We start from the raw sequence: 19,736 nt of genomic DNA, 5'->3' as shown, positions 1-19,736 counted from the left end.
TTCCAAGGTCGCTCATAGTTGCGTTGGCCGCTGTCGCGCCGCTGCTTGCGGGCTGCTCGGGCGCAACCGATATGCTGGCGTCCGCCAAAGACGCCGAGTGGTTCAACAAGCCGAGCCGCCTGTTCATCAAGAACATCTCGATCGAGTCGCCGCCGCTGACCCCGGACAAGCCGGTTGGCGCCGAGGATCTCGTCAGCGCCGACGGTGCCTGTCCCGGAATGGCGCCGCCGCCGGGACCTGCCGACGCCAACGCATCGACGACGGAGCCGGCGCCTGTCGGCGGTACGGTCGCGCTCGGACACACCGAATGTGACGTCGTGCGTGGCATCGGCGCGCCCTCGAACGTCAATCTCTCCAGCGATGCCGCCGGCCGCCGCGTTGCGGTGGTGACCTGGACCACAGGTCCCCGCGCCGGCATCTACACCTTCACGTCGGGGCGCCTGTCCGCGATTGAGGGCAATCCCGAACCGCCGGCCGCGCCAAAACCGGTGAAGCCGAAGGCGAAGAAGAAGAAGGCGGCGACGTAAGGCGTCGTCGGCCTTCCGCCCATCGCGATCATGACGGGGCCTTGCGTCCCTTGATCGCAGTGGCCGAAGCGTGAACCGTGATCTCGCCGGACGCGCTCGCCGGCAATCGCGCCTGGAGCCGGCCTTTGAGCTCCGCGCCCTGGGCTTCTGACAACTTTCCGAGCACGCCGCTCGGGCTGCTGACGACCATCGAGAGCCAGTAGTCGTCGAAATCGGCAAATGTCCGCTCGACCACCAGTTCGCGAGTCTCGATCTCGCGCAGACCGAGCTCCGCCCAGAGCGCCTTCAGCGCCTCGAAGCGCGAGATGTCCGCGCTCGGCGGGCGCGCAGTGGGGAAGCCGAGGGCGTCGAGCTCTTCCCACAGCGGTTGCGTGGGCGTACCGCCGCGCAAAATGTCCCAGGTGTAGGATGCGACCATGCCGCCGGGCTTGGTGACGCGCACCATCTCCGAGGCGCCTTTGCGCGGATCGGGGACGAAGAACAACACCAGGGCCATCACGGCAATGTCGAAGCGGTCAGCGTCGTAAGGGAGGGCCATCGCATCGCCAATCGACAGCTCGACCTGCTTTGCCGCGAACTTCTGGCGTGCCGTCGCAATCTGCGCGTCGGAAGGATCGATCGCGCAAACCGACGAAGGAGCGGATTTCGCAAGCAGGAGCTCGGTGAACGCGCCGTTGCCGGCGCCGACATCCGCCCAGGTCAGTCCCGGGCGTGGCGCCAGCCAGTCGAGAAACAAATTGCCGGCCGATCGGCTCCAGGGCGCCATGAAGCGCTCGTAAGCCGCGCCGTCGGTGAACTTGATCGGTTCGGGCGAAGACATCTGCGCCATCCCTTCATCATTCCCTTGTTTGCATATCGCCTGGGTTGGAAATCGCTTGGGCTGAAATGGCCGATCTTTCCCGACCGTAGAGCCGGATCATCCGCAATGCACTGACGTAAATTGCGTCCAGCCTAACCCCAAATGCGCACAAGCGACACGGGCCATTTCTTGGGCAGACGCAGATGTTCCCGATTGAGCTCCGCCTGCAGACACATTCGCACGGGATCGACCGCGCTTGATCTGGATCATGGAGCTCGTGCTGCCGCCAGAGCAGGGTGGGACGGCTCCCCGAGAGAAGGGGTTGCCATCATGGCAAGAAATTTCAGAGGACCATCCAGGGGGATCATCGACGTGAGCAACCTCGCAAAGATTGAACGCGATCCGAATTACCAGGAGCTGGTGCGCCGACGTTCGTCGCTGGGCTGGCTGCTGTCGGCGATCATGCTTGCCATCTATTTCGGCTTCATCCTGCTGGTGGCCTACGCTCCCAAGTTTCTGGGAATACCGCTGAGTGGCGGCGTGACGACGATCGGGATTCCGATCGGACTGTCTGTCATCGTGCTCGCCTTCGTGCTGACGGGCATCTACGTCCGTCAGGCCAATTCCAGCTACGACGTACTCATCCGCAAAATTGTCGAGGAGAACCGCTCGTGAAGAGACTCGCCTGGCTATCGGTAATTCTGCTCGCAAGCGTACCCACCATCGCGCTCGCGGCCGGCGCCGTCGAGGGCGGCTCGAAGCAGGCGATCAACTGGTCGGCGATCGGCATGTTCGTCGGGTTTGTCGGTCTTACACTCGTCATCACCTATTGGGCCGCCAAGCGGACCGCGTCGGCTGCAGATTTTTACTCGGCCGGCGGCGGCATCACCGGATTCCAGAACGGACTTGCGATCGCGGGCGACTACATGTCGGCGGCATCGTTCCTCGGCATATCGGGTCTCGTCTACACCTCGGGCTACGACGGCCTGATCTACTCGGTCGGCTGGCTCGTGGGATGGCCGATCGTCACCTTTCTGATCGCCGAGCAGTTGCGCAATCTCGGAAAGTTCACCTTTGCCGACGTGACGTCGTTTCGACTCGGGCAGACCGAGATCCGGATCCTGGCGGCATGCGGCTCGCTGGTGACTGTTGCATTCTACCTCATCGCGCAGATGGTCGGGGCCGGCAAGCTGATCCAGCTGCTGTTCGGTCTCGATTACTGGATCGCAGTCGTCCTGGTCGGCGGCCTGATGATGATCTACGTGACGTTCGGTGGAATGAAAGCGACGACGTGGGTGCAGATCATCAAGGCGGTGCTGTTGCTCTCGGGTGCGACGTTCATGGCCGGAGCCGTGCTCTACAAGTTCGGATTCAGCCCGGAAGCCCTGTTCACCAAGGCAACCGAAGTGCATCCCAAGAAGCTCGCGATCATGGAGCCCGGCACTCTGATCTCCAACCCGCTCTCGGCTATCTCGCTCGGCCTGGCGCTGATGTTCGGAACGGCGGGCCTGCCGCACATCCTGATGCGCTTCTTCACCGTGAAGGACGCCCAGGCTGCCCGCAAGTCGGTGTTCTACGCCACCGGTTTCATCGGCTACTTCTATATCCTGACCTTCATCATCGGCTTTGGCGCGATCACGCTGGTCTCGACCGACGCGATGTTCCTGGACGGCAGCATCCTCGAGAAGACCAAGAGCGGAATCGCGGCGATCAAGGGCGGCTCCAACATGGCGGCGATTCACCTCGCCAATGCGGTGGGCGGCAATCTGTTCCTTGGCTTCATTTCGGCTGTCGCCTTCGCCACGATCCTGGCCGTCGTCTCGGGGCTGGCTCTGGCGGGGGCATCATCCATCAGCCACGATCTCTATGGCATGGTGATCAAGGGCGGGAACGCAAATGAGCAGGACGAGATCCGCGTGTCGAAGATTGCGACACTGGTGCTCGGCGTGCTCGCGATCTTCCTCGGCATCGTGTTCGAGAACCAGAACGTCGCCTTCATGGTCGGCCTTGCCTTCGCCATCGCGGCCTCCTGCAATTTCCCGGTGCTGGTGATGTCGATCTTCTGGAAGGGCCTGACGACGCGGGGAGCCGTGATCGGCGGCTTCCTGGGTCTGGTCAGCGCGGTCGTCGGTGTGGTGCTCTCGCCAGCCGTCTGGGAGGCGACGCTTGGCTTCGCCAAGGGCTCGGCTCCGATCAAGCTGGACAATCCGGCGCTGTTCTCGATGGCCATCGCCTTTGCGGGGATCTGGCTGTTCTCGATCCTGGATCGCAGCAAGCGTGCCGCGGTCGATCGCGATGGCTTTGAAGCGCAATATGTCCGGTCCCAGACCGGCATCGGAGCGGCTTCGGCGACGGCTCACTGAACGAGGGTCCGGTGATATCGCTTCGGCACCGGCCGGGTCAGTTGGCCCCGCCGGTGCGACCAGTTTGATGGTCCCCCGCCGGGTCCTATAGGTCGTCCGCGTCCTCGAAAGGCCGAAATGCCCAAGGCGTTCGATATCAGCAACCCGCCGTTCGATCGTCTGACGCCGAGCGAGGCCGAGAGGCTGCGGTCCGCGCTCGACATCGCCTATTTCAGCCCGGGAGAAGCGATCATCAGGCGGGACGCTGCGGTCGAGGCGCTCTATGTCGTGATCAAGGGCATCGTCGAGGAGCGGAGCGAGGTCGACCTGCTCGCATTGCTCGGCCCCAAGGACACGTTCGACAGTCGCGCGCTCGTTCACGATCATAGCAGCAACCAGTTTGTCGCCCGCGACGAGACGCTCTGCTATGTCATCCCCAGGAAGGTCGCCCTCGAACTGATCAAGGCCAATCCGCGCTTTGCCGCGTTCTTCTACCGCGAGATCTCCCAGAAGCTGGACGAGCTCGCCAACGACGAGGAGGCGCGGCGCTACGGCTCGCTGATGCACGCCAAGGTCGGCGAATTGTTCCTGCATCCGCCGGTGTTTCTGGCGGCCAGCGACACGATCGAGACGGCCGGACACCTGATGCGCGAGATCAACAGCAATGCGCTGTTCGTCCGGGACGGCGAGCGGGTCGGCATCGTCACCGGCATGAATCTGTCCAAGGCGGTGGTGCTGGGGCGCCAGTCCATTCAGACCGCGGTGGGCACGCTCGCGAATTACGACATCGTGTCTCTGCGACGCGACGATTTCGTATCCTCGGCTCTCTTGCTGATGACCAAGCACAACAAGCGGCGGCTTGCCGTGCGCGAGGATGAGGAGTTCGTCGGGATTCTGGAGGACATCGACCTGTTGGGATTTCTGGCAGGAAGCGCCCAGGTCACGGCCGGCCGCATCGATCGTGCCTCAAGCCGGCAGGATCTTGCCACCGCAGCGCGCGAGATCGAGACGCAAACGCGCGTACTGCGGCGGCAAGGGGTCAAGGTGGAGGTCATTGCGGAGATCGTCTCCGATCTCAACCGCCGCCTACTGTCGCGGTTGTTTGACATGATCGCGCCGGCGAAGCTGCGCACCGGCAGTTGCCTGATCGTGATGGGAAGCGAGGGGCGGGGGGAGCAGACCGTACGGACCGATCAGGACAACGGCCTCATCCTGGCCGGCCCGGTGCAGGGTGAAATCCTGGACGCGTTCCGTCGCGACGTCTTCGATGCTCTTCAGAGTTTCGGCTTTCCACCGTGTCCTGGCGACATCATGGTGCGCAATCCGGCCTGGTCCAGGCCGCTCTCCGACTATCTCGCAGATCTGCGCCGCTGGATCGTGCTTCCCGACCAGGCCGGGCACATGAATGTGGCCATCATCTACGATGCGCAGGCGGTCGCGGGCGATGAGCAACTCCTGGACGACGCCAAGACGGCGCTGATCGATATGACCCGGGGCGAGCAGGCGTTCATGGCCCACTTTGCGCGTGCGGTCGACGCGTTCGAGACCCCGATCGGCCTGTTCAACAATTTGATCACGTCCGAAGGCACGGGAGACGCGCTCGACCTCAAGAAAGGTGGCATCTTTCCGATCGTGCACGGCGTTCGCAGCCTGGCGCTCGGACAGGGGCTGCGCGAGACTTCCACCGACAAGCGCATCTCCCGGCTCTGTGATCTCGGCGTGCTGCAAGCGGACTTCGGACGCGACCTGAAACAGGCCTTCCGGTTCCTGCTGATGCTCCGGCTCGACGGCCAGCTGGCCGCTTCCGCCGGGGCGTCGGGGACACTGGTGCGGCCGGCGCATCTGTCCAGCATGGAACGCCACCTCCTGCGTGACGCACTCCAGGTGGTGAAGAAATTTCGTGAGATCGTCGGTCATCACTTCAAGCTCGGCATGTTCTAGAATGCTGCCTCGCGCGATCAAGCGACTGTTGCACCAGGCCACGCTGAGCGACCAATCCTACCGCTTCATGTTCGGCCGAGCGCCTGACGACGAGTTCGTCGTCATCGATTGCGAGACCACGGGTCTCAACGTACGAACGGACGACGTTGTCGCGATTGCCGCGATCAAGATCCGCGGCAATCGGATTTTGACCAGCGCGCGTTTCGAGGCCATCGTCCATCCTGATAGGGAGCTCGGGGCGGAGGCGATCAGGATTCACCACTTGCGCAAGTCCGACGTCGAGGCTGCGCCGATCGTCTGGAAGGTGCTACCGAGCTTTCTGCACTTCATCGGACCGCGTCCGTTGATCGGCTACTATGTCGATTTCGACATCGCCATGCTGAACAAGTACATCCTGCCGCTGGTGGGCATTGAGCTGCCCAACGAACGCATCGAAGTGTCGCGGCTCTATTACGACCGCAAGTACGGCGACGCGCCGCCCAACACCTCGGTCGATCTGTCATTCGCCGCGATGCTGCGCGACCTCAGCATTCCGCCGCTCGGACAGCATGATGCCTTCAACGATGCACTGATGACGGCGATGATGTTCGTGCAGTTGCGCGACCTGACCGAGCGCGGCGTACGCATCCCCCGCCAACGTACCAGCCCGGTCTTCAATCCGACCGGGGCATGATCGAGGCTCGGTGCGGGGGACAGATTGGCCAACAATTACAGACGGGATCATTGAGGTGTCATGACACCCGTACTGTGCATGGGGTTGTTTTCAGTTTTGGTCTAGCCCGCCGCCTCGTCGAACTGCGCGCTCGCCTCGAGCCACTGTTCCTCCGCGCGCGCCAGCGCGTCGGCGGCATTGGCGCGCGCCTTCGACAGTTGCGCGGCCTGCTTGGGATCCCGGGTGAAGATGTCGGGCAGGGCGAGCGCGGTGTCGATCTTGGTGATGATCTCGGTGACGCGTGCGATCTCGGCCTCGGCTTCCGCGATACGCTTCTTCAGCGAGCCGCGATTGTCCGATTTCGCGCGCTGCGGCTTTTCGATTTGAGCGCTGCGCTCGCGTGCCGCCGGTTCGGCATTGCGCGTGGACAGCACCATGCGACGATAGTCGTCGAGGTCGCCGTCGAAATTGGTGACGGTGCGATCGGCGACGATCCAGAGCCGGTCGGCGCAGGCCTCGATCAGGTAGCGGTCGTGCGAGACCATGATGATCGCGCCGGGAAACTCGTTGATCGCTTCGGCGAGCGCCGCGCGGCTGTCGATGTCGAGATGGTTGGTCGGCTCGTCCAGGATGATCATGTTGGGGCCGAAGAAGGTGGCGAGCCCCAGCAGCAGCCGAGCCTTCTCGCCGCCGGAGAGCTTGCCCGCCTTGGTGTCGGCGGCCTTGCCGGAAAAGCCGATCGCACCGGCGCGCGCCCGCACTTTTGCCTCGGGCGCATCGCCCATCAGCTTGCGGACGTGGTCATAGGCGGAGGCGTCCTCGTTCAGCTCGTCGAGCTGGTGCTGCGCGAAATAGGCGATCGACAGCTTGTCGGCGCGCGTCACCTTGCCGGAGAAGGGGGCGAGACGCGCGGCGAGCAGCTTGACCAGGGTCGACTTGCCGTTGCCATTGGCGCCCAGCAGCGCGATGCGATCGTCATTGTCGATACGCAAGGTGACACGGGTGAGCACCGGCGCGGCCGGATCATAGCCAACCGAGGCGTTGTCGACGGCGATGATCGGCGGCGACAACAGCTTCTCCGGTGCGGGGAAGGTGATCTCGCGCACGTCCTCCGTCACCAGCGCCGTGATCGGCTTCAGCCGCTCCAGCATTTTCACGCGAGACTGTGCTTGCCGGGCTTTCGAAGCCTTGGCCTTGAAGCGGTCGACGAAGGCCTGCAGGCGGGCGCGCTCGGCCTCCTGGCGCTTGATCGCCTTGGCATCGAGCAATTCGCGCGCGGCGCGCTGCTCCTCGAAGGAGGAGTAAGTGCCCTTGTAGAGCGTGAGCTTGCCGCGCTCCAGATGCAGGATCTGGTCGACCGAGCTTTCCAAGAGGTCGCGGTCGTGGCTGATCACGATCACGGTGCGCGGATAATGGGCGAGGTGATCCTCGAGCCACAGCGTGCCTTCGAGGTCGAGATAGTTGGTGGGCTCGTCGAGCAGCAAGAGGTCGGGCGCTGCGAACAGCGTCGCGGCCAGCGCGACGCGCATGCGCCATCCGCCGGAAAACTCGGCGCAAGGGCGCAGCTGATCGGCAGCCGAGAAGCCGAGGCCGGAGAGGATCGCCGCCGCGCGTGCCGGCGCCGAATGCGCGTCGATGTCGACGAGGCGGGTCTGGATCTCCGCGATCCGGTGCGGATCGGTGGCGCTCTCGGCCTCGTGAAGCAGCGCGTCACGTTCGAGGTCGGCCTTGAGCACGACCGAGATCAGGCTTTCGGGTCCGTTCGGGGCTTCCTGGGCGAGGCTCCCGACGCGCCAGCGTGGCGGCAGGGTTACCGAGCCGTGTTCGGCCGCGAGCTCACCGCGGATCACCTTGAACAGCGTCGATTTGCCGGTGCCGTTGCGTCCGACCATGCCCACGCGCGAACCGGGCGTGATCTGCACGGAGCTGCTGTCGATCAAAAGGCGTCCAGCGAGACGGACGGAGAGGTCGGTGATGGTGAGCATGCGGCCTTGTCACCGCAGGCGGGATCAAACGCAACCCGATTCTTTGTCAATGCGACTCGCGATCGCGCCGCTCCAGCTCGTTGAGCAACTGCTCAAGATGCGTGGGAAGCCGGGGCTCCGGACGAAGGCTCTGCTGAAGCCGCTCGCCCACGGCGTCGCAGATCGAGCGGCTGGTGCGCCGGTCGATCTGTTCGCTGTCATTGGCGGAAAGGCCAGCCATCTCAGGGTTCCGTGTGTGCAAATTAACGACACGGTACCAAGTCACAGGCCCCCAAAATGGTTTCGCCGAGCGTTGGGAATGCCCGGCATTCTAGTAAAAATTGTATGAATTCGCCGTATCTGCCCAAATACAAGGCCCCGGCGGGGGGAACGCCGGGGCCTCTCTTGGAAGGTACCGCAGGGGGAACGGCACCTCAGGGAAGGTGTTTCAGGCTCAGTAGCAGCGGTTGACCAGCCGCCAGCGAGGTCCCCAGGGGGTCGGGACCAGCCGGCGCACGTAGCAGCCGCCGTAGCCATAGCCGTAGGCGACGGGAGCGTAGAAGCGCGGTCCGCCCCAGCCCCAGCCATGGTGCCAGCCGCCACCCCAGCCCCAGCCGCCATGCCAGTGAGCGGAGGCGGAGGTGGGAGCCAGCGCGGCACCCAAGGCGACCGCGGCGACTGCAGCGAGCGAAAGCTTCCTCAACATGATGATCTCCTCAAAACTGCCGGCGCGGGGCTATCGCGTCGATGGAAAGGCCGCCGAAACGGTCCGCCTCGGGAGGAGGCTTTGGTTTCGATGGCCCTGACGTTACGCCAGCCAGGCTGAACCAAACCCTGACGGAGCCTTCAGATTGGGTTCATCTGGGTGAAATCGTTGTAATCCATGTTTTAAATCACCAGGTGGCCCCCGCGGCGACGCATCCGTGGGCCGCTCCGGCGGTCGCTTGCCGGATCGTAAAGGCGCCGATATAAGCCCCCGCAACTCCGAACCACCATTTTCTCTTCAAGGACAAGATCATGGCCATCGAACGCACTTTCTCGATCATCAAGCCCGACGCGACCGCGCGTAACCTGACCGGCGCCGTGAACGCCGTGATCGAGAAGGCGGGCCTGCGCATCGTCGCGCAGAAGCGTATCCGCATGACCAAGGAACAGGCCGAGACCTTCTACGCCGTCCACAAGGCCCGCCCGTTCTTCGGCGAGCTCGTCGAGTTCATGACCTCCGGCCCGGTCGTCGTCCAGGTGCTGGAAGGCGAGAACGCCGTCGCCAAGTATCGCGACGCGATGGGCGCCACCGATCCGTCGAAGGCGGCCGAGGGCACCATCCGCAAGCTCTACGCCAAGTCGATCGGCGAGAACTCGGCCCACGGCTCGGACGCTCCGGAGACCGCCGCGATCGAGATCGCGCAGTTCTTCTCGGGCAACGAGATCGTCGGCTAAAAAGCCGACACGCTCAGTCGACGGGGCGAAAGGACTTATTGTGAACTGGCTCTGGCAGATCTTCGATCCCTCCACGATCGGGGCATTCTTCACCCAGTTCCGCAATGAGATGGCCGAACCGACCTTCTGGATTGCGGTCGGCAAGATCATCTGGATCAACATCCTTTTGTCCGGCGACAACGCGCTGGTGATTGCGCTCGCCTGCCGCGGCCTCTCGCCGCGGCACAGGCTATGGGGCATGGTGCTCGGCGCCGGCGCAGCCGTGCTGCTGCGCATCATCTTCACCGGCGTCGTCGCAAGTCTGATGGCGCTGCCATATCTGAAGCTGGTCGGCGGTCTCGCACTGATCGTGATCGCGGCCAAGTTGCTCGTGCCGGAAAACGAGGACGAGGGCGACGTCGCGTCGGCCTCGCATCTCTGGCAGGCGGTGCAGATCGTCGTCGTCGCCGACATCATCATGAGTCTGGACAACGTCATCGCGGTTGCCGCTGCCGCCAATGGCAGCGTACCGCTGCTGGTCCTTGGCCTTGCGATCAGCGTGCCCTTGATCGTCGCCGGCGCGGCGCTGATCATGGCGCTGCTCTCGAAGCTGCCGATCCTGGTCTGGGCTGGTGCAGCGTTGCTCGGCTGGATTGCGGGTGAGGTAATCGCGACCGATCCTGGCGTGGCGCCGACGCTGCATTCGTTGTCCGAGGGCACGCTGGGCACCTCGCTCGACAAGATGCTTGCGGGCTTGCGCATCCCGGTTCAATTCGGCCACGGAGGTGCGGGCGGCGAATATCTCTGCGCCGCGCTCGGTGTCGTCGTCGTGTTGCTGGTCGGCGCGATCTGGCGCCGGCGCAGCCTGCAGGCCGCAGCGCTAGATGCCTCCGAGCAGCACGCAAAGGCGTCGGCTGAATAGGCTGGTCAATCGATCCTGCCGAATTCCGTTACGGGCATCACCCAAAACACGAGTCTGGTTCCGGCGAATGAAGCCCGCAGGCCATCGAGCAGGCGGCTGGCGTCGCTTTTTGCCAGGACAATCTGGACGATGGCCTGGTCGGCGTGACCCTTCACGCGTTCGGCGGGCGTTTGCAGCCGGACTTCGGCGCCGTGACCGGTGCCGTCAGATGCCGAGAATCCCGAAATCAGATCGGCCTGTTCGGTGAGATGGTCGAACACCTCGTCGCGGAGCTGGCGCGGCACAATAAGCGTGAGGCAGACCGGTTGCTCGGTCATTTGGCCACCTTCGGTGATCCGCCGTAGCGGCGATACAGGATCGGCAGGAGGATCAGGGTCAGCAGGGTAGAGGACAGCAGCCCCCCGATCACGACGACGGCAAGCGGTCGCTGGACTTCGGATCCGGGACCCGAGGCGAACAGCAGCGGAATCAGACCTAGTGCCGTAATGCTCGCGGTCATCAGCACGGGCCGAAGCCTGCGCATGGCGCCTTCGACGACGATGCGATGCTCGCTCAGGCCGTGCGCGCGCAGCTGATTGAAGTAGGAAACCAGAACGACGCCGTTGAGAACGGCAATACCGAGCAGCGCGATGAATCCGACCGAAGCCGGCACCGACAGGTACTCACCCGTCAAGACCAGTGCGAAGACGCCGCCGATCAGGGCGAAAGGAATGTTCACGAGCACGAGCAGGGCCTGCCGGATGGCACCAAACGCCGTGAAGAGCAGCACGAAAATCAGACCGATCGCCACGGGGACGACGACCGACAGGCGTGCGGAGGCACGTTGCTGGTTCTCGAACTGCCCGCCCCATGTGAGCCGATAGCCTTCGGGGAGCTGGAGTTCCGTGCCGACTTTCTGGCGGGCCGCTTCGACGAAGCCGACCATGTCGCGGCCCCGGACGTTGGCTCGAACGACACTCATGCGGGCGCCGTCTTCGCGGTCGATCTTGACCGGGCCGTCGACGCGTTGAATGCGCGCGACTTGCGACAGCGCCACGTGCTGCCCTGACGCGAGCGTCAGCGGAAGGCTTGCCAGCAGCGTCGGCGCCTCCCGGGTCGTGTTGCTGCCGCGGACCAGAATGGGAGTGCGGCGTCCTTCCTCCAGCGCGGTCCCGATCGTTCGGCCTTCGATCTGGGTGCGGAGCGAATTGGCGATGGCGTCCACGGTCAGGCCGAGACGCCCGGCCTCCATTCGATTGACGGAAACCGTGTAATATTGAGCGCCTTCGTTCAGCGTGGTGTAGACGTCCTCGGCACCGTCAATGCCGGATAGAATGGCCGACAGCTTTGCCGCGATTTCGTTCAGCTTGGAGATATCGGGGCCGAAGATCTTCACCGCCACGTCGCCGCGCACACCGCTGATCATCTCCTGCACACGCATGTCGATGGGTTGGGTGAAGCTGAGCGAGATACCGGGAAAGCCGGAGAGAACCTCACGCAGCTTCTGCAGCAGGGCTTCGCGATCCTCGGTCTGCCGCTGGGCCGCCGATTTCAGCACGAGGAACGTGTCGGTCTGGTTGGGGCCCATGGGGTCGAGGCCGAGCTCGTCGGAGCCGGTCCGCGCGACGATGCCGGCAATGTCGGGCACGGCAAGGAGCGCAGTCTGCAGCCTCCCGTTCATGGCTAGCGATTCGTCGAGGTTGACGGAGGGAAGCGTCTCCACGCTGACGATAACGTCGCCTTCGTCCATTGTCGGCATGAACGTCTTGCCGAGCTTCGTATAGGCAAAGCCCGCGGCGACGAGGCCGATCAGCGCCGCGGCCATCACCTTGCGTTCGTTGCTCAAGGCCCAGTTCAATGCCGGTGCGTAAACGCGCTGGGCCGCGCGAACCACCAGAGGATCCCGATGTGAGGCAGATTTGAGCAGGAAGGACGTCGCGACCGGGATCACGGTGAGCGCAAGCAGCAGTGAGCCTGCGAGGGCGAAGATGATCGCGAGCGCGACAGGGATGAACAGCTTCCCCTCAAGGCCCTGCAGCGTCAGCAGCGGCACAAACACGATGATGATGATGAGGACGCCCGAGGCCACTGGCTCCAGGACCTCGCAGACCGAGCGGTACACCAGATGGATCAGGGGAATAGCTTTGCCGGGATCGTGGTGACCGAGGTTGCCGACGATGTTCTCGACCACGACGACCAGCGCATCGATCAGCATGCCGATCGCGATCGCAAGTCCGCCGAGGCTCATCAGGTTGGCCGACATTCCCACCACCCGCATGATGATCAACGCAATGACGATGGCCAGCGGCAGGCTGAGGGCGATCACCAGCGAGGCTCGCCAGTTGCCGAGGAAGAGCAACAGAAGAACGATGACGAGGGCGGTGGCCTCGCCGAGTGCTCGCACGACGGTCCCCACGGCGCGATCGACCAGGCGGCTGCGGTCATAGAATACGTTGATCGAAACGCTTTTCGGCAGCGAGGGCTGCAGTTCCGCGAGGCGGGCACGCACATCGCGGACGAGTTGTCCCGCGTTGGCGCCGCGCAGGCCGAGCACGAGCCCCTCGACGGTTTCGCCGCGCCCGTTCGACGTGACCGCACCATAGCGTGTCAGCGTCCCGACTTTGACGCTCGCGACGTCGTTGACGAAGATCGGTACCCCCTCGCGCACGTCCACCACGATGGCTTTGATGTCCTCGATCGAACGGATGCTGCCTTCGATCCGTACCAGGGCGCTGTCCTCGCCCTGATTCACCCGTCCGGCGCCATCGTTGCGGCTGTTTGCTTCGATCGCACGGCGAAACAGCTCGTAGGAAATGCCGCGAGCGGTGAGCGCGTCGTTGCGCGGAACAATCTCGAAGGCACGCACGTAGCCGCCGAGCGCGTTGACGTCTGCAACGCCCGGCACCGTACGCAGGGCCGGACGGATTACCCAATCGAGCAGGGTTCGACGCTCGGCGAGCGAAAGCTCGGCACTGTCGATCGTGAACATGAACATTTCGCCCAAGGGGCTCGTGATCGGCGCAAGACCGCCGCTTACCCCGTCGGGAAAATCACGTGAGATGTTCGACAGTCGTTCGGAAACCTGATTTCGCGCCCAGTAGATGTCGGTACCGTCTTCGAAATCGACGGTGATGTCGGCGAGCGCATATTTCGTGGTTGAACGCAGGATCTTCTTGTTCGGCAGCCCGAGCAGCTCAAGCTCGACCGGCACCGTGATCCGCTGCTCGACCTCTTCGGGAGTGAGGCCCGGTGCCTTCATGATGATCTTCACCTGAACCGGCGAGACGTCGGGAAACGCGTCGATCGGCAGGCTAGGCAGGAGGACAGCACCGGCGCCGATCAACAGCAAGACGCTCAGTACGACGAACAGCCGCTGTGAAAGCGCGAATGCGACCAGGTGCCGGAGCATTTATTGGCCAAGTCCCGAGAGAATGCCGCGAAGCGCCGAGATGCCGCCGACCGCGATCTCGTCACGATCGGTAATCGGCCCGGTTATGACCACATGGTCCTGGTCTTCGGCCAGGAGCGTGACCGGAACGAGCCGAAAACCGCCGTCGAAGGCGACGAATACCGACGTCTGCTCGCCCCGCCTGGTCAGCCCCGCATAGGGAATCTCCCAGGCGCTTTCGCCGGCGGAGAGGAAGCCGATGCGCGCCGCGGCCGTCTGGCCGGGATGCAGTTCGCCGTCGTTGGCAACTTCCGCGCGGACCAGGATGGTCTGGGTCGCGGGATCTGTTGTCTCGGAAACCAGTACGACCTTGCCGGGCGTGGAATAGCCCTCGATTTCGACCTTCGCACCGACGCGGATCGCGCGAATGTTTGCGGCGGGAACTGCGATTTCGGCCCATAGCGGCGACAGCCGCGCCAGCTTGACGAGCGGCGCGGATTGTTCGAGCCGCTGCCCCGGCGATATCACGACGTCGACCACGGATGCGCTCTGCGGCGCGTTCACAGTGAGTGTGGCGCTGATTGCCGCTTCCTGGCCGAGGCGCGAAATTGCCTCGTCGGACATTCCGCTCAGACGCAGCATCTGCCGGCGTTCGGCGGCGACGAGCGTCGCCTGGCGCGCCTCGGCCTGGCTCGCCTCCAGCACGCGTTGTGGCACGGCCTTGCCCTCGAACAGATCCATGTTGCGCTTGAGCTGCTGGGTTGCGAGCAGCTCCTGGGCCATCGCGTGCAGGTAGTCGCGCTGCTGGGAGACGAAGCTTGGACTTTCCAGGGTGACCAGCGGCTGGCCGACCGAAATGCGATCGCCCCGGCCGACCGAGAGGCTGGCGACCATACCGGCTACGGGGGCGCTGACGACCCACAATTGCGGCGTGGGAATCACGATCTGGACGGGGTAGGGCAGCGTCAGATCGGTCTTGCTTGCGATCGGATGAACGACGCGCACGCCGAGGTTCCGCGCCTGCGGCTCGCTCAGCTTGACTTCGTCCTGTGCTCCGAGCACCGGGGGCGAAGAGCCAAAGACGAACGCGAACAGGACGCCGGCAGCCAGTTTCCGAACGCCGATCGGAAGGCGAAACCCATGTTGAAGCTGCATCGCAGGCTGGTCCGAGATAACGTAGTGATACGTTAATCCCGCATGACACGATCGGGTTGATTTGCATCAACCGGCGACAGCTGCGCGGCTCAGCGCCTCACGATTGAACCGGACCGCCCGATCAGGCGGGCGAGCTGCTTGAAGCGGCTGCCGACGCGGTCGGCGACGAGATCGCCGAGCCTGTGCTCGAACACCAGCATCAGGTTGCGGCCCCGGCTACGGAAATGCGTGGCGGGCAGCACGCCAGGACGCGCCGCCGAGATCAAATGCGCGACGCGAAATGCCGCGCCGAGGAGGCGGGCGCGCTCGAGCTGCGTCGGTGTCAGCAGCTCCTGCATGGTCAGCGGTGGCTGGTTCTCTTCGCTCAGGCCCGCATAGCGATAGAACACCGACAGTCCGACGAAGGCGCGCTCGCGATGGTCGATCGCGCCGAAATTGGCGTTGACCACGAGGCTCAGCGTCTGCTCGCCGCGATGGTCAGGATGGACGCGCCAGCCGATGTCGGACAGCAGGCAGGCGGTGTGGCGCAGGCGGCGATCCTCCTCGGTCTCGCGCAGCTTCACGACGCGCGCCAGCCGGTCGGTCCAGGCGATCAGCTCGCGGGCGTGCTTGGCCGAGCGCGACAGCAGCTCGTTCAGCTCTTCCGCGGCGCAGATCAGTCCATCCTTGTTGCGCTCGGACTCCGGCAGCTTCTCGTGCAGCAGGCCCTCGCGCACGCCGAAGGTCGAGAACACGATGGTCTTCGGCTTTGCGACCCGGATGATGTGCTCCAGGACGAGCGCAGCATAGGTGAGGAGAGGGCGCCGTGCATCGGCCACGACCTCGATGTCGGCGAGCATGTCGGCGGCGGCGAGCCGCCGCAGGCGGCGGGCAAAATCGAGCGCCTCGGCCGCTTGTATGGAATAGCCGTGCATCACCTGGAGCGGGTAGCCGCTCTGGATGATGTGGATGCGCGCGAGCGCGCGCCAGGTTCCGCCGACGGCGTAGAAGGTGCGGCCGCGACCGGCGGCGAGCAGGTCGACCTCGTCGATCGCATCGCGCACGATGCGGTCGGCGCGCTTGAGCGATTTGTGGGCGAGGTCCTGCAGCGCAAGGCCGCCGAGCGGCAGCGTCACGCCGCTGCGCACGCTGTTGCCGCGTACGTCGATCAGTTCGAGCGAGCCGCCGCCGAGATCACCGACGATGCCGTCGGGACGGTGAATGCCGGAGATCACGCCGAGCGCCGAGAGTTTTGCTTCGCGCGGTCCGGACAGGATCTCGATCTTCACGGCGCAGATGCGCTCGGCCTTCGCGATGAAGTCGGGGCCGTTGGAAGCATCGCGGCAGGCTGCGGTCGCGATCGCGAACACGCGGCCGACCTGCATCACGCGGCACAGCGCGCGAAAACGCTTCAGCGACGTCAGCGCCTTGTCGACGGCGTCAGGCGCGAGCAGACCCGTGCTCTGCACCTCCCGCCCGAGGCCGCACAGCGTCTTCTCGTTGAAGATCGGAATCAGGCTCCGTGCCAGCGCCTCGTAGACCACGAGACGAACCGAGTTGGAGCCGATGTCGATGACCGCGACGCTAGCGCCACGCCTGCGCGGCCGTTTCACGGCAAAGATCTCCGGTCAGGACTGATGGCGTTCGTTTCGGCGCGTGAGACGCCGCGGCGAGGATTCCTTGAGCGACTTTCCACGGCCAGACAGACTCGGATTTGTCATGAAGTAGTTGTGGACGTTGAAGGGCTCCTCGCCCTTCGCGGCCTTCATACGCGTTGAAGACCCGTCCGGCAACAATTGCCAGCTCTGCTCATTGTCCTTCAGATTCGCGACCATGATCTGTTCGAGAACCTGCTGATGCACCGTCGGATTTTGCAGCGGGCACAGTACCTCGACGCGGCGGTCGAGGTTGCGCGGCATCATATCGGCGGACGAGATATACACAGCCGCTTTGGCGCTCGGCAGGCCCTGGCCCATGCCGAAGCAATAGATTCGGCCGTGTTCCAGGAAGCGTCCGATGATCGACTTGACGCGGATGTTCTCCGACAGGCCGGGAATGCCGGGGCGGAGACAGCAGATACCGCGCACCACGAGCTCGACCTGGACGCCGGCTTGCGAGGCCTCGTACAGCGCGTCGATGATGTCGGGGTCGACAAGCGCATTCATCTTCATCCAGACCGCGCCGGGCTTGCCGTGACGGGCGTGCTCGGTCTCGCCCTGGATGTGCTCGATGATGCGCTTGCGCAAGGTCAGCGGCGACACCGCCATCTTTTCCAGATCGCTCGGCGCGGCGTAGCCCGTGATGAAGTTGAACACGCGTGCGGCGTCGCGGCCAATCGTCGGTTCCGAGGTGAAGTAGGAGAGGTCCGTATAGATGCGCGCGGTCACGGGGTGATAGTTGCCGGTGCCGGTATGGACGTAAGTGGTGAGGCTGCCGCCCTCGCGGCGCACCACCATCGAGAGCTTTGCGTGGGTCTTCAGCTCGAGGAAGCCGTAGACGACCTGCACGCCGGCGCGTTCGAGGTCGCGCGCCCAGCGGATGTTGGCCTCTTCGTCGAAGCGCGCCTTCAGCTCGATCAGTGCGGTGACGGATTTGCCGGCTTCTGCAGCTTCGGCGAGAGCGCGCACGATCGGCGAGTTGTTGGAGGTGCGATAGAGCGTCTGCTTGATCGCGACGACGTCGGGGTCGCGCGCGGCCTGTTGCAGGAACTGCACCACCACGTCGAAGGATTCGTAAGGGTGATGGACGATCAGGTCTTTCTGCCTGATCGCAGCAAAGATGTCGCCGCCATGCTCGCGCACGCGCTCGGGATGGCGCGGCACGTAAGGGGTGAATTCGAGGTCGGGCCGGTCGAGGCGGGTGAGCTGCGACAGCTCGTTCATGGCGAGCACGCCGTCGACCAGGAACACCTCGTCGTCGGATGCCGACAGCGCGTGTTGCACGAAGCTGCGCAGCTCCTCCGGCATCTTGGCGTCGATCTCGAGCCGAATCACCGATCCGCGGCGGCGGCGCTTCAGCGCGGTCTCGAACAGGCGGACGAGGTCTTCGGCCTCTTCCTCGATTTCGAGCTCGGAGTCGCGGATGATGCGGAAGGCGCCCTGGCCGTGAAGGCTGTAGCCGGGGAACAGGCGGTTGATGAACAGGCTGGTGGCCTGCTCCAGCGAGATCAGGCGGACCTTGCCCTCGGCCGGCAGGCGGATGAAGCGGTCGATCTTACCGGGCATGCGGATCAGCGCGTTCATCGGCTTGCCGTCGGCCTCGCGCGTGAGCTGGAGCGCGATGGTGAAGCCGAGGCTCGGGATGAACGGGAAGGGGTGGGCCGGGTCGATGGCCAGCGGCGTCAGCAGCGGGAACACGTTGTTGAGGAAATAGTCCTCGAGCCAGCTCCGCTCCGCCTTGGTGACGTCCTTGCCGTCGACCAGCACGATGCCGACCTCGGCGAGCGTGCCGCGCAGGTCGCGCCAGATCGCCTGCTGGTCCGAGGCAAGCCGGGAGACGGTGCGGTTGATCAGTGCGAGCTGCTCGGACGGGGTCAGACCGTCGGGCGCGCGTTCGGCAATGCCCTCGCGGACTTGCGCCTTGATGCCGGCAACGCGGACCATGAAGAACTCGTCGAGGTTATTTGCCGAAATCGACAGGAATCGCACCCGCTCCAACGCGGGATGGCTCGGGTTGACCGATTCCTCCAGGACGCGCCGATTGAAGTGCAGCCAGGACAGCTCGCGATTGATGAACCGCTCGGGGCTCGAAGCGATCGCCGGCAGACCCTCGGATTCCGTATCTTTCTCTTTTGTTTCAACAGTTTGCGCGGAGTCCATGAGAAGTCGGTCCATCAAAATTGCCCCAATTTGCGACTTACGCGCAAAACCGGCCGGAGCATGTGTTAGTGCGATGACGTTTCGATGACATTGATGTTCCGCCTCGGCACCGCGTCAAGCGGGCGTGAAGGGGCCATCCCGGTCAGACGTCCCGAAGCAGCTCGGCGGCAAGCGCCCTTGTGACGGGGCGGCCGAGCCGCAGCGCCTCGCCGTCGAGCAATTCCACGGCGCGCCGGGCGGCGGCCGACGACCGCTCCAGCCGGGTCGCAAGGTAGCTCACCACGCTCTCGTCCACGGCGAGCTGGCGATCGGCGCAGAACTTGATGATCAGGCCGCGGAACAGCCGGTCGTCCGGCGGCAGGAGCGAAATCACGGGAATCGTCCGAAGCCGGGAGCGCAGGTCCCGAAGTTCGACCTCGATCGCCGCCGGCGCCTCCCGTCCGGTGAACAGCACATACGCACCGTCCTCGCGGGCAAGGTTCATCAAATGGAAGAGGGCGCGTTCGTCGAAATCCCCGGCCTTGAGATCCTCCACCACCAGCGCGCCGGTCGCCAGTGCGCCGGGGACGCTGGCTGCGGTCAGCGCATTGGCCGTGGTCGAGCGGGCGCCTGATAACTCGGCCCAGATCGCGGCGAGATGGCTCTTGCCCGAGCCTTCGGGGCCGGCCAGCCACATGATCCGGTTTGGCCATTCCGGCCAGCTGTCGATCAGAGCAAGTCCGGCCGCATTGGCTGGGCCCTCGAGGAAATTGTCCCGGCTGAGGCTCTCCGCGTGCGGAAGCGAGAATGCCAGTTGTCGAGGATGAACGCGGCCTGCCACGCTTGCTTTGCTCCGTGCCGGCGCGCCGGCG

17 protein-coding genes are annotated in these 19,736 nt (G+C 64.4%); 7 read left to right on the top strand and 10 right to left on the bottom strand.

The features are described 5' to 3' along the window. Positions 1 to 23: 23 nt before the first annotated feature. On the top strand, positions 24 to 527 hold the full coding sequence (locus XH89_RS22070; RefSeq protein WP_194462527.1) for a hypothetical protein: 504 nt from the start codon (positions 24 to 26) through the stop codon (positions 525 to 527). A 28-nt stretch (positions 528 to 555) separates the two neighbouring features. Here XH89_RS22070 and XH89_RS22065 read toward each other — a convergent pair whose 3' ends face one another. Continuing rightward, positions 556 to 1,347, bottom strand: coding sequence for a class I SAM-dependent methyltransferase (locus XH89_RS22065; RefSeq protein WP_194462526.1), 792 nt, complete (start codon positions 1,345 to 1,347; stop codon positions 556 to 558). A 351-nt stretch (positions 1,348 to 1,698) separates the two neighbouring features. On the opposite strand from XH89_RS22065, the gene XH89_RS22060 reads away from it, so the two are divergent. The 4 genes from XH89_RS22060 (at position 1,699) to XH89_RS22045 (ending at position 6,282) form a co-directional block, all read left to right on the top strand. Beyond that, the gene (locus XH89_RS22060; RefSeq protein ID WP_194462525.1) at positions 1,699 to 2,001 is read left to right on the top strand and encodes a DUF485 domain-containing protein; all 303 of its coding nucleotides are present in this window, start codon (positions 1,699 to 1,701) and stop codon (positions 1,999 to 2,001) included. Continuing rightward, the gene (locus tag XH89_RS22055; protein WP_194462524.1) at positions 1,998 to 3,689 is read left to right on the top strand and encodes a cation acetate symporter; all 1,692 of its coding nucleotides are present in this window, start codon (positions 1,998 to 2,000) and stop codon (positions 3,687 to 3,689) included. Before XH89_RS22060 ends, XH89_RS22055 begins: the two co-directional genes overlap by 4 nt. A 117-nt stretch (positions 3,690 to 3,806) precedes the next feature. Beyond that, positions 3,807 to 5,609: a putative nucleotidyltransferase substrate binding domain-containing protein gene (locus tag XH89_RS22050; RefSeq protein ID WP_194462523.1), complete on the top strand. Its 1,803-nt coding sequence runs from the start codon at positions 3,807 to 3,809 to the stop codon at positions 5,607 to 5,609. Between the two features lies 1 nt (position 5,610). Continuing rightward, the gene (locus XH89_RS22045; protein WP_194462522.1) at positions 5,611 to 6,282 is read left to right on the top strand and encodes a 3'-5' exonuclease; all 672 of its coding nucleotides are present in this window, start codon (positions 5,611 to 5,613) and stop codon (positions 6,280 to 6,282) included. A gap of 101 nt (positions 6,283 to 6,383) precedes the next feature. Here the strand turns inward: XH89_RS22045 and XH89_RS22040 are convergent, their stop codons facing one another. The 3 genes from XH89_RS22040 to XH89_RS22030 all read right to left on the bottom strand — a co-directional run bounded on the left by XH89_RS22040 (position 6,384) and on the right by XH89_RS22030 (position 8,931). After that, on the bottom strand, positions 6,384 to 8,246 hold the full coding sequence (locus XH89_RS22040) for an ABC-F family ATP-binding cassette domain-containing protein (RefSeq protein WP_194462521.1): 1,863 nt from the start codon (positions 8,244 to 8,246) through the stop codon (positions 6,384 to 6,386). Between the two features lie 46 nt (positions 8,247 to 8,292). After that, positions 8,293 to 8,466 carry a hypothetical protein gene (locus XH89_RS22035; protein ID WP_194462520.1) on the bottom strand — a complete coding sequence of 58 codons (174 nt, stop codon included), beginning with the start codon at positions 8,464 to 8,466 and terminating at the stop codon, positions 8,293 to 8,295. A gap of 213 nt (positions 8,467 to 8,679) precedes the next feature. Then, positions 8,680 to 8,931, bottom strand: a complete 252-nt coding sequence (locus tag XH89_RS22030) for a sulfur globule protein precursor (RefSeq protein ID WP_194462519.1) — start codon at positions 8,929 to 8,931, stop codon at positions 8,680 to 8,682. Positions 8,932 to 9,242: 311 nt separating this feature from the next. On the opposite strand from XH89_RS22030, the gene ndk reads away from it, so the two are divergent. Further along, a complete protein-coding gene (ndk, locus tag XH89_RS22025) occupies positions 9,243 to 9,665 on the top strand; it encodes a nucleoside-diphosphate kinase (protein ID WP_011086893.1) in 423 nt (140 codons plus the stop codon). 40 nt (positions 9,666 to 9,705) lie between these two features. Continuing rightward, the gene (locus XH89_RS22020) at positions 9,706 to 10,566 is read left to right on the top strand and encodes a TerC family protein (protein ID WP_194462518.1); all 861 of its coding nucleotides are present in this window, start codon (positions 9,706 to 9,708) and stop codon (positions 10,564 to 10,566) included. Positions 10,567 to 10,571: 5 nt separating this feature from the next. Here the strand turns inward: XH89_RS22020 and XH89_RS22015 are convergent, their stop codons facing one another. The 6 genes from XH89_RS22015 to XH89_RS21990 all read right to left on the bottom strand — a co-directional run bounded on the left by XH89_RS22015 (position 10,572) and on the right by XH89_RS21990 (position 19,705). Next, complete coding sequence (locus XH89_RS22015; RefSeq protein WP_194462517.1) at positions 10,572 to 10,883, bottom strand: DUF3240 family protein; 312 nt, start codon at positions 10,881 to 10,883, stop codon at positions 10,572 to 10,574. Next, positions 10,880 to 13,954, bottom strand: coding sequence for an efflux RND transporter permease subunit (locus XH89_RS22010; RefSeq protein ID WP_194462516.1), 3,075 nt, complete (start codon positions 13,952 to 13,954; stop codon positions 10,880 to 10,882). Before XH89_RS22010 ends, XH89_RS22015 begins: the two co-directional genes overlap by 4 nt. Next, positions 13,955 to 15,088, bottom strand: a complete 1,134-nt coding sequence (locus XH89_RS22005; RefSeq protein ID WP_194462515.1) for an efflux RND transporter periplasmic adaptor subunit — start codon at positions 15,086 to 15,088, stop codon at positions 13,955 to 13,957. An 89-nt stretch (positions 15,089 to 15,177) separates the two neighbouring features. Further along, positions 15,178 to 16,680 (bottom strand): exopolyphosphatase, encoded by a 1,503-nt coding sequence (gene ppx / locus XH89_RS22000; RefSeq protein ID WP_194462514.1) that lies wholly within the window; start codon positions 16,678 to 16,680, stop codon positions 15,178 to 15,180. 15 nt (positions 16,681 to 16,695) lie between these two features. Beyond that, positions 16,696 to 18,885: an RNA degradosome polyphosphate kinase gene (locus tag XH89_RS21995; RefSeq protein WP_194468576.1), complete on the bottom strand. Its 2,190-nt coding sequence runs from the start codon at positions 18,883 to 18,885 to the stop codon at positions 16,696 to 16,698. A gap of 142 nt (positions 18,886 to 19,027) precedes the next feature. Beyond that, entirely contained in the window at positions 19,028 to 19,705 is a 678-nt protein-coding gene (locus XH89_RS21990) for a DnaA ATPase domain-containing protein (RefSeq protein ID WP_194462513.1), read from the bottom strand. Positions 19,706 to 19,736 lie beyond the last annotated feature (31 nt).

The sequence above is a fragment of the Bradyrhizobium sp. CCBAU 53340 genome, from assembly GCF_015291645.1.
Taxonomy (GTDB): domain Bacteria; phylum Pseudomonadota; class Alphaproteobacteria; order Rhizobiales; family Xanthobacteraceae; genus Bradyrhizobium.
Note: the sequence above shows the minus strand (reverse complement) of the source record. Positions and strands in the feature narration are given on the sequence as shown.

Coding starts and splice junctions, on each gene's coding strand:
- XH89_RS22040 (WP_194462521.1), bottom strand. CDS start 8,246: ATGCTCACCATCACCGACCTCTCCGTCCGTCTCGCTGGACGCCTTTTG.
- ndk (WP_011086893.1), top strand. CDS start 9,243: ATGGCCATCGAACGCACTTTCTCGATCATCAAGCCCGACGCGACCGCG.
- XH89_RS22015 (WP_194462517.1), bottom strand. CDS start 10,883: ATGACCGAGCAACCGGTCTGCCTCACGCTTATTGTGCCGCGCCAGCTC.
- XH89_RS22005 (WP_194462515.1), bottom strand. CDS start 15,088: ATGCAGCTTCAACATGGGTTTCGCCTTCCGATCGGCGTTCGGAAACTG.
- XH89_RS21995 (WP_194468576.1), bottom strand. CDS start 18,885: ATGGACTCCGCGCAAACTGTTGAAACAAAAGAGAAAGATACGGAATCC.
- XH89_RS22030 (WP_194462519.1), bottom strand. CDS start 8,931: ATGTTGAGGAAGCTTTCGCTCGCTGCAGTCGCCGCGGTCGCCTTGGGT.
- XH89_RS22050 (WP_194462523.1), top strand. CDS start 3,807: ATGCCCAAGGCGTTCGATATCAGCAACCCGCCGTTCGATCGTCTGACG.
- XH89_RS22065 (WP_194462526.1), bottom strand. CDS start 1,347: ATGTCTTCGCCCGAACCGATCAAGTTCACCGACGGCGCGGCTTACGAG.
- XH89_RS22035 (WP_194462520.1), bottom strand. CDS start 8,466: ATGGCTGGCCTTTCCGCCAATGACAGCGAACAGATCGACCGGCGCACC.
- XH89_RS22045 (WP_194462522.1), top strand. CDS start 5,611: ATGCTGCCTCGCGCGATCAAGCGACTGTTGCACCAGGCCACGCTGAGC.
- XH89_RS22010 (WP_194462516.1), bottom strand. CDS start 13,954: ATGCTCCGGCACCTGGTCGCATTCGCGCTTTCACAGCGGCTGTTCGTC.